We start from the raw sequence: 12,493 nt of genomic DNA on the forward strand, positions 1-12,493 counted from the left end.
AGTAATTTCTACCATCAATCAATGAAAATAATTTCGATCGATCAACCAGTAAAAATCCACACAAGTTGTTCTTCATAATCTCTTAATGATCTTCTTGCTCTTCGTCAGAGACAAGTCACTCAACGCCATAAACTCAACAACTCAGCGCTTCGCGCTTCGTTCGTTTCCGTCTATCTCGTCGGGATGCAGCGTATTCTATACAGTTTCTAAATGCGCGCAACCCCTAAAATGATATATTTATCACGCATGTCTGTTTTTTCTACAAAATCAGTAAAAAATCATGTTTTTTAGTCATTTTTTATACTTTTTTTAATAAAAAAATTGGTTTTTTTAAATTTTCTTGGAATTTTATATTTTAACTAAAACCATAAATCATCAATCCATCACTTCTTTCTACCCCTATATCCATCTTCAAAATTTCAAATCAAGCTATAAATACTATCTACTTAAATCACATTCCCACAAACAAGCCAACGACATGAATACCCCTTACCTATAACCAAGCATGTTTAAAACTAAATATTCATCATGAATGATTCCATCTTCACGAAAAACGATCATTGCTTCAAAAAAGTAATTTTTATAACCATTCGGTGAATAGCACCAATCAAAGAGTTGTTTAAGCCTGGTTTTATTCCCCCCGTTTGAAATGATACCAACTCAATTTCCCTTGCGACTCTTATTCTTAATTAGTGGACTGGCCTTATTAGCCTTTAGTGTGGTTCTGGCTATGCTTATTGAGCTGTCTAATCACGGCTTTTGAAGTGTGCGTGGTGGTAAAAAGTAAATTTAGGCTTCTTGGCTGGGGAAGGTTTGTATCAATCATTTGCGATTTGTTTTAATTTCAATTTCGGCTCATGCAAAACTTATCGCGATATTATTTTAGTTTTAATTGCAGTGGCCAGGCCAGCGCTTATTTATCTCTACATACGATTATTGGGGTGCGAGAAGAAATCATTATAACCGTTTTATGTGTCGGCAGCTTCGTCAAAATAATCTTACCCAAACTCAATTTTATTCACCTGAATGCCGAAACACTCATAACTTCTGAAAAATAACCAAGCTCAGTAAGATTTTCTAAAACAGGGAATTTTTTGCTATCTAGGCAGTGAAAAAGATCAGGTAAATTAAAATTGACTAAATTTTAGATAGAAAAAAAGAAAGAGATCTCTCCCAAAATCTCTTCCTTGGAGTTGAATCTATAGCTCGATCCATGATGTCATTATTATAGTTATCAGTAAAAATTTAAAAAAAGTCTCTTGGGGAAGAGACTTAAAATTGTGGAGCTTTTGTTATACACGTACCCTCTAGATATGTTTTCTACACGATGTCTAGATGGATAAATCCTATACTTAAGCAAAACAGAATGCAACAGATTTGGAAAAATTTAACTATTGTTTTTATAAGGTTTTTTTTGAATTTGCTTATTCAAAATATTAATATACGATATAAAAAATAAAAGCAGGTCAAAGCCTGCTTTTATTTCAATAACTTAAATAAAAACTCAAGAAACCCATTAGTCTATAAAGGTCACTTTAGCAATCGCTTTTTTACCTGCTTGAATGATGTATGTTTTGTTCTCACTCACAGAGAAACCCGCATCAACTACTTCCCAATCCACTTTTACAGCACCACGCGCCACGGCATCTTTGGCCTGTGCAGCATTTTTGGTTAAACCGGCCGTACGTAAAATAGAAGCAATAAACATTTCACCGCCAAATTCAGCACGTGAAATGGTCACTTCTGGCGTACCTTCTGGCAGCTCACCTTCTGTAATGATATTACCTGCACCTTTATGTGCATTCTCAGCCGCTTCCGCACCGTGGAAACGTTCTACCAACTCTAATGCAAGGATCTTTTTAATTTCTTGAGGATTACGCCCTTCTTGCATTTCTTTTAATAACACTGCAATTTCATCCAGTGATTTAAAGCTAAGCAGATCAAAATAACGCTCGATTAAAGCGTCTGGCATTGAAAGGACTTTTTGGTACATCGCACCTGGTGCATCAAACACACCAATATAGTTCCCCAAAGATTTAGACATTTTATTCACGCCATCCAAACCTTCCAGAATTGGAACCGTAATGCAGACTTGCGCTTCCTGATCATAACGACCTTGCAGCGTACGACCCATCAATAAGTTAAAGGTCTGATCTGTACCACCCAGTTCCACATCTGCTTCTAACGCAATTGAGTCATAACCCTGTACCAATGGATACAAGAATTCATGAATCGCAATCGGCTGATGGTTGTTATAACGCTTGGTAAAGTCATCACGTTCAAGCATGCGCGCCACAGTTTGCTGAGACGCCAACTGAATGAGATCGGCTGCGGTTTTTTGTGCAAACCATTCAGAGTTAAAACGAACTTTGGTTTTATTCGGATCAAGAATTTTAAATACTTGTTCTTGATAAGTTTTTGCATTTTCCAACACTTGCTCACGCGACAATGGCGGACGGGTTGCACTTTTACCTGTCGGGTCGCCAATCATGGCAGTGTAGTCACCAATCAGGAAAGTCACTTCATGACCCAAGTCTTGGAATACTTTTAGCTTGTTAATAAGTACAGTATGACCTAAATGTAAGTCAGGTGCTGTTGGGTCAAAACCCGCTTTAATTTTTAAGGGACGATTTTCTTTGAGTTTCTTTAACAGATCCTCTTCAGAAATAATCTCATGAGTGCCTCGTTGGATGAGGGCAAGTTGTTCTTCAGCCGGCAGGAAATTTGACATCACAAAACCCAATACATCAGTTATACAATTTGTGCGATATACTAACACTTTTTCAGCATAATGCAGGCTTAACTATCATCATGACAGCGATCTATATTGGGGTAATGACTGGCACCAGCATGGATGGCGTTGACATTGTGGCTGCTTCATTTGATCCATTGCAGCTTCATGCCACCCTCACCTTGCCATTTGATTTGGACTTACGTGACGAACTGATGGCGCTGACTTTACCTGGTGACAACGAAATTGATCGCATGGGCAAAGCCGATGTGGCGCTAGCACAAATGATTGGTGGTGGCATTAATGAACTGATTGAAAAGAACCAGCTAGATCGTAGCCAGATTAAAGCCATTGGTTCGCATGGGCAAACCATTCGCCACCGTCCTGAACATGGTTTTACCTTGCAAATTGGCGATCCCAATATCATTACTGAAATGACCCAGATTCCAGTAATTTCAGATTTCCGACGTCGTGATATGGCTGCGGGTGGTCAAGGTGCACCTTTAGTTCCTGCATTTCATCAGGCCTTGTTCCAGCACCCAAGCATTCACCGTGTCATTTTAAATCTAGGTGGCATTGCCAATGTCAGCATGTTACCTGCGGGTAATCCAGATGCTGTATATGGTTTTGATACCGGACCTGCCAATATTTTGATGGATGCCTGGTGTCATCGTTATACCGGTCAACCTTATGATGAAAATGGTAACTGGGCAGCATACGGTCATCCGATTCGCAGCCTGCTCGACCGCCTACAAGCTCATGAATATTTTTCTAAAGAACCGCCAAAAAGTACCGGTCGTGAAGACTTCAACCTGGAATGGTTAGATGAACAAATTTCCGATTGGCGCAATGACCTTGAATATAACGAGTTAGAAGATACTCCTGAAAATGTTCAGGCGACCTTATTAAAACTCACCACACGGGCAATTAAAAAAGCCATTTACCGTTCCGATATGGATACCGGTGAAGTCTATGTCTGTGGTGGTGGTGCTTATAACTCACACTTACTCGAGCAATTGCGCTGGCGTTTGCGCAAACACAATTGGTCAGTTCAAACCACCTCCGCAATTGGCTTAGCGCCGACTTGGGTGGAAGCGACCGCTTTTGCATGGCTGGCGATGCGTTTTATGAATCAGCAAAGTGGCAACCTACCCACCGTTACAGGTGCGGCAGGCTATCGTGTTTTAGGTACTATTACAGCGGTATAAGCATAAATTATAAAAACATTTCACAATAAAAAGGTCTGCTTAAAGCAGACCTTTTTATTTCTAAAACATGATTATTTCATCATTTTCTGGGCATTTTCATTTCGAAATGCACGTAAAATTTGTTGGCCTGCACGACCTGTTGGATTCAAACCTAAACGATTTTGTTCCTGGCGAATGGCTTGACGGGTTTTATCGCCAATCAAGCCATCGGCTGCACCAATGTCATAACCTTTATTGAGTAAAAACTGCTGAATTTCACGTCGTTCTGCACGGGAAGTTCCTGGATCATCGGTTGGCCAGGCTTTACTAAATCCACCTTGACCCTGTAAACGATCGGACAAATGCGCAATCGCCAAAGCATAACTTTCCGCAGCATTATAACTATATATAGCATCGAAATTTTTAAAGACTAAAAATACCGGGCCATTTGCACCTGCAGGTGCCATTAATCCCGCCGAACTGCTGTCAGATAAATTCCCCTGGATTAAAGGAGTGCCATCGGCACGAACCACACCTCGACTCACCCAGCTACTTAAAGATTTTTTATTGCGACGCCCTTCATTACTGATCGACATACCTTCAGGAATACGAACTTCAAACCCCCACGGCATGCCGGTTTGCCAGCCACGTTTTTTAAGGAAATTAGCCGTTGAAGCCAAAGCATCTGCAGTGCTAGAAACCAAATCACGACGACCATCACCATCAAAATCAACTGCAAGCTCTTCATAGGTTGAAGGCATAAACTGAGTATGACCAAATGCCCCAGCCCATGAGCCTTTCATTTGCTGCTCGGTTAAATCACCACGTTGTAAAATTCGCATCGTGGTAAAAAATTCTCCACGGAAAAAGCTTTGACGACGACCTTCACAACTTAAAGTACCCAAAGCCTGTAATAAAGGATAACTTCCGGAAATATCACCAAAATTACTTTCCACACCCCACACTGCCACCACTGTTTCAGCCGGAACACCATAAGTTGCTGCAACGCGATTGAGTACATCTTGATGCTGGGCTAATTTTTGACGTCCCAGTTGCACACGCTCCTCATCCACCAGACCGGATAAATAATCCCAAATTGGCGTAGAAAATTCAGGCTGGTAATTTAATTTTTCAATGACGGAATAATCAGGCGTTAAATTTTGCGTATAGCGGTCATAGGTCGACCCATTCACCCCCAAAGTCATGGCTTGAGTACGTAAATTGGCAATACATTGCTGAAAATTATTTTGCGGAATAAAAATTTGATTTGTAGGCGTGGTTGGAGTCACTGTGACACGTTGGCCATTAATAATCAGCTCAGCATTGGCTTGAGTCATTGCAAGAAAAACTGAACCTAAAACGAAAGCTAAGCGACGCATAGTATCCCTGATGGCATTTGAATTTAAATTATGTTTTTACCATACCACCATCAGTCGTTAATTTCTGAATCAAATCGTAAATTTAAATTCATTTTCCTTCATTTTAAATTCATATTCTGTTTTTTAAATTTAAAAAAGTTATCCACAAACCCTATTTTAAAACTTTTAAATTCAAAAAATACTCAAAAATATGAATTTAAATTTATTTTTTAAATTTAAAATGCGTTTTTTAAATTCAAACATACTGTGGATAAGTTAATCCCTTTTGTTTTTATGCTATTAAATGTCTAAAAGTTTAAATTCATATTTTCCAAAACACTTTGAATTCATATTTTTAAATTCAAACACACCGGTTTTAAATTTAAATTCATATGACTTTGAGTTTATTTTTTATCTTTTGAATTTGAAAATTTCTGCATCGTTTTACAGGACTAAAACTTAAATACAGCACAATTCTACTTGTTTGTTTTTTATGCAGTCTATTTATAAAGGATTGTACAAATTACATACAGTTATTTTTTATTCTGTTCCGATAAACGGTACATAAGCTCAAAAGAGGCGCAATCATGCCCGAACTTCAGGCATAAAAAAAGCGGTCATTGGCATGACCGCTTTTTTATCATTCAATCGAAGGATTAAATGCTCATATCTTGAGTTAATGCTAAAGGTTCTGGCAAAATTTTCGCCAATTGACGGCATAAAGTGGTTAATTCAGCGCTGTCGTTTGGCATCAGCGTGATATGACCAATTTTACGGCCTGTACGTTCAGTTTTGTTATACAGGTGCAAATGGGCGCCATTTAAGGCCAAGACATCTTCAGATTTTGGATGCTTGCCAATAATGTTCACCATCACTGTTGGACGAACCACTTCAGTTGAGCCGAGGGGTAAACCCGCAACTGCACGAATGTGGTTTTCAAACTGCGAGCAGACAGCGCCTTCAATTGACCAGTGACCTGAGTTATGCACGCGTGGTGCCATCTCATTGGCATACAAGCCTTTGTCAGTCACAAACAATTCAAGCGTCAACACACCGACATAATTCAAATGATTCAGCAAGCGAGTGATGTAGTCTTGCGCAACCGGCTGTAAATCTGTACTGTTTGGCGCAGGCACGATCGAATGCGACAAGATCCCATTGTGATGGTGATTTTCAGCCAATGGCCATGTTTTCACATCACCATTTTGACCACGCACCGCAATAATCGACACTTCACGCGAAAACGTCACAAAACTTTCAGCAATCAGTGAACCGGCAGGCCCGAGTTCCGCCCAAGCCTGATCAATTTGCTCTGCGCTACGCAACACAAACTGACCTTTACCGTCATAACCGCCAGTAGCAGTTTTTAAAACAATCGGCAAACATAATTCAGCAACCGCAGCCTTTAAGCTATCTAAAGAGTTGACTGCTTTATACGGCGCAACAGGAATCTCGAGTTGATCGAATAAAGCTTTTTCCAGCAAACGGTTTTGCGCAGTGGCCAAAGCCTGACGTGGCGGATGCAGTTCTTTTTGCTTGGTTAAAACATCAACATCTGCTAGCGGTGTATTTTCAAACTCCAGGCTGAATACATCTGCACTATTGATAAAATCTTGTAAGCCATTTTCAGCTTTGGTCGAAATCACCTGACCCATCGCAGCGGAAGGGCAATCTGTATTGGCTTCAAAGAAAGTGCATTGAATATTCAGCGGTAGGGCAGCTTGTGCCATCATACGGCCTAGTTGACCACCACCAAAAATACCGATGGTTTTATCCATAACGTGTGTCCCGTTTTAAGCTTGGCTTTAGATTTGACCAGGAATATTTTTGCTCGCCACTTTTTCAGTTTGCGCAGCACGGAATTCAGCAACATTTTTTGCAATTTCAGGACGTGTTAAACCTAAAATTTGTGCTGCCATAATCGCTGCATTGGTTGCACCAGCAGGACCAATCGCCAATGTACCCACTGCAATACCTGCAGGCATTTGCACAATTGAAAGCAATGAATCTACACCATTCAAGATTGAAGATTTTACTGGAACGCCTAATACAGGTAGATCAGTTTTTGCTGCACACATACCTGGTAAATGCGCTGCGCCACCTGCACCGGCAATAATCACCTGAATACCACGGTCACGTGCTGTTTCAGCATATTCGAATAAACGGTCTGGCGTACGATGCGCAGAAACAACTTCCGCTTCAAATGGGACGCCAAGCTGTTTAAGCATATTGGCAGTGTGTTCCAGAGTTGCCCAATCAGATTGAGAACCCATGATAATTCCAACGAGAGGTTGAGTGTCTGCAGCAGCCGCATTCATTGCAAATATTCCATAAACGAATGTAAGGAAGGATAAATCTCGACAAGTGCCAAGCTTTAAATGAATCACAAGCCCGATATTATAGACTGATTTTTCATCCCACCAAAATTTAACAGCTCAAGCAGACTGATATTTTCAATATTTTTTATAGAAATAGATAAAAATAGGGCAGTGGTCAGTTTATTGACTACGAAAGACAAAATATACACAACCTAAAAGACATAATCCTGCCCATAAATAATCCAGTTTAAACTGCTGCTTAAACAGAAAAATCATAAAAGGTACAAACACCAGTAATGTCACCACTTCTTGGGTAATTTTCATTTGCCCCACTGCCCAGCCTTGTTGTGCGAGCAATCGAGTAGCAGGAATCATAAAACTGTATTCGAGCAGGGCAACCACCCAACCAAATAAAATAGCTTGCCAAAGCGGTGCACCATGTAAAAACTTCAAATGACCATACCAAGCTAAAGTCATAAAACAGTTAGAAATAATTAAAAGTAGCAGCGGAAAGAACATATTCAATTTATCTGAAATAATCGTGAATATTTTACGTTTTTCCACTAAAAAAGCATGTCATTTCATCCATGATTTTTCCAGCGAACCATGCCCATATAACAGCGATATAAAACGCATGATGCAATCCTATGAATAGATACAAGAAAGACTATCTTTTCCACAAAACCCTTGATATCGTTGCTTTCAAATTGAATCAATAATGACACCACCAACAACACCGTGATGTGTCAAAAAAGCAGTGGAGTTAAAACGAATGCATCTGCATATTTTGGGTATCTGTGGCACCTTTATGGGTTCGCTGGCACTATTGGCACGTGATTTAGGACATAAGGTGACGGGTTCAGATGCGAACGTCTATCCACCGATGTCGACCCAACTGGAAAATGCAGGTATTACCTTAATGCAAGGCTATGACCGTAGCCATTTGCAGCCACATCCAGATTTGGTGATTGTCGGTAATGCCATGAAACGTGGCATTGATGCTGTGGAATATATGCTGAATGAAGGTTTACCGTATATTTCAGGTCCACAATTTTTGGCAGATCATGTATTACAAGGTAAGCATGTTCTTGGCGTCGCCGGTACGCATGGCAAAACGACCACAACGACCATGTTGGCTTGGGTGCTTGATCAGGCCGGTTTAAACCCGGGTTTCCTGATTGGTGGCGTACCGCTGGGTTTTAGTGAAAGTGCACGTTTAGGCGGTGGCAAATATTTCTGTGTAGAAGCGGATGAATACGATTCTGCATTCTTCGACAAGCGTTCCAAGTTTGTGCATTACCATCCAAAAACTGCGATTTTAAATAATCTTGAATTTGACCATGCCGATATCTTTGATGATCTGGCTGCCATTCAAAAACAGTTCCATCATCTGGTACGTACCATTCCAAGTGAAGGCCGTATTATTGCCCCCATTACTGAAACCAATATTGATGAAGTTTTGGAAATGGGCTGCTGGACACCTGTAGTTCGCACTTCACTAGATACCAATGAAAAAGCATCATTATCTGCCGAGCAACTTTCTGCAGATGGTTCACACTTTAAAGTGCTAGAAAATGGTGTTGTTAAAGGCATCGTTACATGGAATATGACCGGTCAACATAGCGTTGCCAATGCCTTGGCGACTATTGCCGCAGCTGAGCATGTGGGTGTATCCATTGAAACTGCATGTGAAGCACTTTCAAACTTTGGCGGTGTAAAACGCCGTATGGAATTACTAGATACTGTGAAAGGTATTGAAGTTTATGATGACTTTGCCCATCACCCAACCGCAATTGAAACCACTTTGGACGGCGCACGTAAACGTCTTGGTGAACGCAAACTTTGGGCAATCATTGAACCGCGTTCTAACACCATGCGTATGGGGAGTCATAAAGATGGTTTGGCGCATTCAGCACGTTTGGCGGATGAAGTGATTTGGTATCAACCAGAAGGTCTGGACTGGGATTTACAACCGGTGATTGATGCTGCACCCAATAAAGCCATTGTGGCACGTTCACTGGATGACATCATCAAAACTATAGCCGGTGAAGCAGGCGAGGGCGATGCTGTGGTGATTATGTCGAATGGCGGTTTTGGTGGTTTACATCAGAAATTGATAACTGCTTTAAAAGCCTAATTCTGTTTTTAACAAAAAGCCCGTATAGCGGGCTTTTTTATTTGGCGGATTCTAATACACTTAACTTTTTTCAACTAACTACCAATGTGTCGCACGTGGTACTTGAATCCGCGATTCAAAAATAATAAAGCCCAACTTAGACTTTAATTTACGTTGCAACCTCCACCAAACTCCAATTCCATCTAAACATCACAATGACACAATAAGTTTCAGGCATAGTTTTTAATCATTTTTATAAAAATAACTCTCATAAATAACCTGAAATAAAAGTCCGTATTGATAATTTTTTGTCTTGAACCAGTTCAGTCGTCATTAAATTAAAGCATTCTGTAAGCAAAACTGTCTAAGTAATGACTTCGTCAACGACTATTGCTAGCTTAGAGAGCGAAGCTCTGTGTATCCATAAGCCACAATTAAACAAGCGACAAATACCTAAGAGCCCAACTATAGGTCTTTCATGCTACTGTTCATATTTGGTTAGACTCAATTTAAAACAACAGTTTTCAATTTTGAGAAAAATTTAAAATATATCAATACGTAATGAAAGTAGGCGAATACTAAAAGGAACAAGCTAATGACAACAATGAAAGCAATGGTCTACTACGGCGAAAATGATATCCGTTTTGAAGACCGTCCCATCCCTCAGATTATTGATGCAACGGATGCGGTCATCCGGGTCACAAAAACCACCATTTGCGGTACAGATTTAGGCATCTGGAAAGGTAAAAACCCCGAAATTCAGGAAGAGGCCAAGAAGAAGACCGGTGGATTTAATGGTCGTATTTTAGGTCATGAAGGTATTGGTATCGTTGAAGAAGTCGGTTCGGCCGTCAAGAATGTTAAAAAAGGCGATCGGGTGATTATTTCCTGCGTCAGCCGCTGTGGAACTTGTGAAAATTGTCAGAAACAACTCTACGCTCACTGCCGTAACGGAGGGGGCTGGATTATGGGTTACATGATTGATGGTGCGCATGCAGAATATGTGCGGACGCCTTTTGCCGATACCTCGCTTTATCCCTTACCTGAAGGCTTAAATGAAGATATCGCGGTGTTTTTATCGGATGTATTGCCGACCTCCCATGAAATTGGCGTGCGATATGGCGATGTCAAACCGGGGGATAGCATTGCAATTGTGGGAACAGGACCAATCGGGATGGGTTGCTTACTGACTTCGCAATTCTATTCACCAGCGCAAATTATTGCTGTAGATATGGATGATAACCGCCTCGCACTGGCTAAAGAATTAGGTGCGACCCATACCATTAATTCCGGCAAGGAAGATGCGATTGCACGTATTCTAGAAATTACCGAAGGGCGGGGGGTCGATTGTGCGATAGAGGCAGTAGGTGCAGAGGCAACATGGAACATTTGCCAGAACGTGGTAAAAGAAGGTGGTCATCTGGCCAATGTCGGTGTGCATGGCAAATCGGTTAATTTTGAACTGCAAAAGCTCTGGATTAAAAATCTGACCATCACCACAGGTTTAGTGAATACCAATACCACCGGCATGTTGCTAAAAACCTGTTGTTCCGGAAAACTACCTTTGGAACGGTTGGCCAGCCATCACTTTAAATTTGCTGAATTTGAGAAAGCCTATGATGTGTTTAAACACGCCGCAGACGAGAATGCAATGAAGGTGATTATCGATCTTGCTTAATTGGCTCAAAAAATAAAAAGCCCAGTTTTTGGGCTTTTTTAAATCACGACAAACTTAAGCCACAACATCTGCAAAGCTTTTATCACGTTTGAACATGACGTCAACATAAGAACAGGTTGGGACAATTTTCAATCGTTTTTGACGTGCAAATTCCACCAAAACATCCAGTAACTGGCGCGCTACTCCATGTCCACGCAAAACATCATCAACCCAGGTATGATTGGCGATAATTTGATGCTCACCTGTCCAGATATAACTGATTTCTGCAATCCGTTGACCTGAATCATTCAAAGTAAAAAATTCGCCTTTTTGACCATTATCATCATGTTGAAACTGCATCGCTATCCCTCAATTTTTTACTTGATTGAAATTAGAATACTTTAAAAATAACTTATTTCAACACATCATGAATAGATGAATCTTTATCAAAAACGGACTTGGCAAAAGGGCAGAGCGGAATGATTTTGATATTTTTCTCTCGTGCAAAAGAGACTACACGCTCAAGTAATTTGTTGCCCACACCTTGTCCACGCAGAGAATCGTCTACATCGGTATGTTCAATAATAAAGACACTTTCACCGGCCCAGGTATAGACCATTTCCGCTAGATGCTGATGATTGTCACCGATATAAAATTCACCTTTTTTGCCATCATCTTTGTGTTTAATTTCCAAAATTTTTATTCTCTCATTCGTGTGAACAGGAATAAACATGCCATAAATAGCTGCTCAATATTGTTAAATTTTTTGGGTATTTCTATATAGGGTTATCTATTTTCATGCGGATGCAACTGATGTCGCCATGGCGATTTATTCAGGCCTTTATAATGTCGGGATTGGCGGTGGGACATCATTAGGTAAAATGGTCACGACAAGTTATGGCTTAAGTCAGATTGGGATCGTGGGCGGCTTGGTTGCTGTTATAGGTACCGTATTGACATTCATTTTGGTGCAAGGTAAAGACTTAATTAAAGTGTAAGTCGCTAGGGCCTGTCATCAATTAGCTTGAGAAAATCTAATCTGTCCTCATTATTTTTTCATGACTAAACGCTATGCATTAAGAGATGATCAGTGGCAACAGATTAAGGATCTGTTGCCCGGACGAGC

The 12,493-nt window shown here is 40.5% G+C and carries 10 protein-coding genes and 1 pseudogene; 4 read left to right on the top strand and 7 right to left on the bottom strand.

Annotated features, from left to right (window positions below):
- Positions 1-1,516 precede the first annotated feature (1,516 nt).
- Positions 1,517-2,731: a tyrosine--tRNA ligase gene (gene tyrS, locus HLH16_RS11170; RefSeq protein ID WP_171529391.1), complete on the bottom strand. Its 1,215-nt coding sequence runs from the start codon at positions 2,729-2,731 to the stop codon at positions 1,517-1,519.
- 80 nt (positions 2,732-2,811) lie between these two features.
- On the opposite strand from tyrS, the gene HLH16_RS11175 reads away from it, so the two are divergent.
- The gene (locus tag HLH16_RS11175; RefSeq protein WP_171529392.1) at positions 2,812-3,939 is read left to right on the top strand and encodes an anhydro-N-acetylmuramic acid kinase; all 1,128 of its coding nucleotides are present in this window, start codon (positions 2,812-2,814) and stop codon (positions 3,937-3,939) included.
- Between the two features lie 71 nt (positions 3,940-4,010).
- On the opposite strand, the gene HLH16_RS11180 is transcribed toward HLH16_RS11175, so the two are convergent.
- The 4 genes from HLH16_RS11180 to HLH16_RS11195 all read right to left on the bottom strand — a co-directional run bounded on the left by HLH16_RS11180 (position 4,011) and on the right by HLH16_RS11195 (position 8,113).
- Positions 4,011-5,297, bottom strand: coding sequence for a lytic murein transglycosylase (locus tag HLH16_RS11180; RefSeq protein ID WP_171529393.1), 1,287 nt, complete (start codon positions 5,295-5,297; stop codon positions 4,011-4,013).
- Positions 5,298-5,932: 635 nt separating this feature from the next.
- A complete protein-coding gene (locus tag HLH16_RS11185; RefSeq protein ID WP_171529394.1) occupies positions 5,933-7,054 on the bottom strand; it encodes a 5-(carboxyamino)imidazole ribonucleotide synthase in 1,122 nt (373 codons plus the stop codon).
- Between the two features lie 27 nt (positions 7,055-7,081).
- Entirely contained in the window at positions 7,082-7,594 is a 513-nt protein-coding gene (gene purE, locus HLH16_RS11190; RefSeq protein ID WP_171529395.1) for a 5-(carboxyamino)imidazole ribonucleotide mutase, read from the bottom strand.
- Positions 7,595-7,774: 180 nt separating this feature from the next.
- The gene (locus HLH16_RS11195) at positions 7,775-8,113 is read right to left on the bottom strand and encodes a DMT family protein (RefSeq protein WP_171529399.1); all 339 of its coding nucleotides are present in this window, start codon (positions 8,111-8,113) and stop codon (positions 7,775-7,777) included.
- A 253-nt stretch (positions 8,114-8,366) separates the two neighbouring features.
- Between HLH16_RS11195 and mpl the strand changes: the two genes are divergently transcribed.
- Together mpl and HLH16_RS11205 are read left to right on the top strand one after the other, a co-directional pair.
- Positions 8,367-9,731, top strand: a complete 1,365-nt coding sequence (gene mpl, locus HLH16_RS11200) for a UDP-N-acetylmuramate:L-alanyl-gamma-D-glutamyl-meso-diaminopimelate ligase (RefSeq protein ID WP_171529396.1) — start codon at positions 8,367-8,369, stop codon at positions 9,729-9,731.
- A 574-nt stretch (positions 9,732-10,305) separates the two neighbouring features.
- The gene (locus tag HLH16_RS11205; protein WP_171529397.1) at positions 10,306-11,388 is read left to right on the top strand and encodes a zinc-dependent alcohol dehydrogenase family protein; all 1,083 of its coding nucleotides are present in this window, start codon (positions 10,306-10,308) and stop codon (positions 11,386-11,388) included.
- Between the two features lie 54 nt (positions 11,389-11,442).
- Here HLH16_RS11205 and HLH16_RS11210 read toward each other — a convergent pair whose 3' ends face one another.
- Both HLH16_RS11210 and HLH16_RS11215 read right to left on the bottom strand, forming a co-directional pair.
- The gene (locus tag HLH16_RS11210; RefSeq protein ID WP_131292340.1) at positions 11,443-11,727 is read right to left on the bottom strand and encodes a GNAT family N-acetyltransferase; all 285 of its coding nucleotides are present in this window, start codon (positions 11,725-11,727) and stop codon (positions 11,443-11,445) included.
- Positions 11,728-11,779: 52 nt separating this feature from the next.
- Positions 11,780-12,061 carry a GNAT family N-acetyltransferase gene (locus HLH16_RS11215; RefSeq protein WP_171529398.1) on the bottom strand — a complete coding sequence of 94 codons (282 nt, stop codon included), beginning with the start codon at positions 12,059-12,061 and terminating at the stop codon, positions 11,780-11,782.
- Positions 12,062-12,167: 106 nt separating this feature from the next.
- Between HLH16_RS11215 and HLH16_RS11220 the strand changes: the two are divergent.
- Positions 12,168-12,365 (top strand): annotated as a pseudogene (locus tag HLH16_RS11220) (sugar transporter); the annotation flags it as partial.
- Positions 12,366-12,493: the final 128 nt, after the last annotated feature.

The sequence above is a fragment of the Acinetobacter sp. ANC 5378 genome, assembly GCF_013004315.1.
Taxonomy (GTDB): domain Bacteria; phylum Pseudomonadota; class Gammaproteobacteria; order Pseudomonadales; family Moraxellaceae; genus Acinetobacter.

What these genes read in the sequence shown, in the direction of transcription:
- HLH16_RS11195 (WP_171529399.1), bottom strand. Translation starts at nt 8,113, where the DNA reads ATGTTCTTTCCGCTGCTACTTTTAATTATTTCTAACTGTTTTATGACT.
- HLH16_RS11175 (WP_171529392.1), top strand. Translation starts at nt 2,812, where the DNA reads ATGACAGCGATCTATATTGGGGTAATGACTGGCACCAGCATGGATGGC.
- tyrS (WP_171529391.1), bottom strand. Translation starts at nt 2,731, where the DNA reads ATGTCAAATTTCCTGCCGGCTGAAGAACAACTTGCCCTCATCCAACGA.
- purE (WP_171529395.1), bottom strand. Translation starts at nt 7,594, where the DNA reads ATGAATGCGGCTGCTGCAGACACTCAACCTCTCGTTGGAATTATCATG.
- HLH16_RS11205 (WP_171529397.1), top strand. Translation starts at nt 10,306, where the DNA reads ATGACAACAATGAAAGCAATGGTCTACTACGGCGAAAATGATATCCGT.
- HLH16_RS11210 (WP_131292340.1), bottom strand. Translation starts at nt 11,727, where the DNA reads ATGCAGTTTCAACATGATGATAATGGTCAAAAAGGCGAATTTTTTACT.
- HLH16_RS11180 (WP_171529393.1), bottom strand. Translation starts at nt 5,297, where the DNA reads ATGCGTCGCTTAGCTTTCGTTTTAGGTTCAGTTTTTCTTGCAATGACT.
- HLH16_RS11185 (WP_171529394.1), bottom strand. Translation starts at nt 7,054, where the DNA reads ATGGATAAAACCATCGGTATTTTTGGTGGTGGTCAACTAGGCCGTATG.
- mpl (WP_171529396.1), top strand. Translation starts at nt 8,367, where the DNA reads ATGCATCTGCATATTTTGGGTATCTGTGGCACCTTTATGGGTTCGCTG.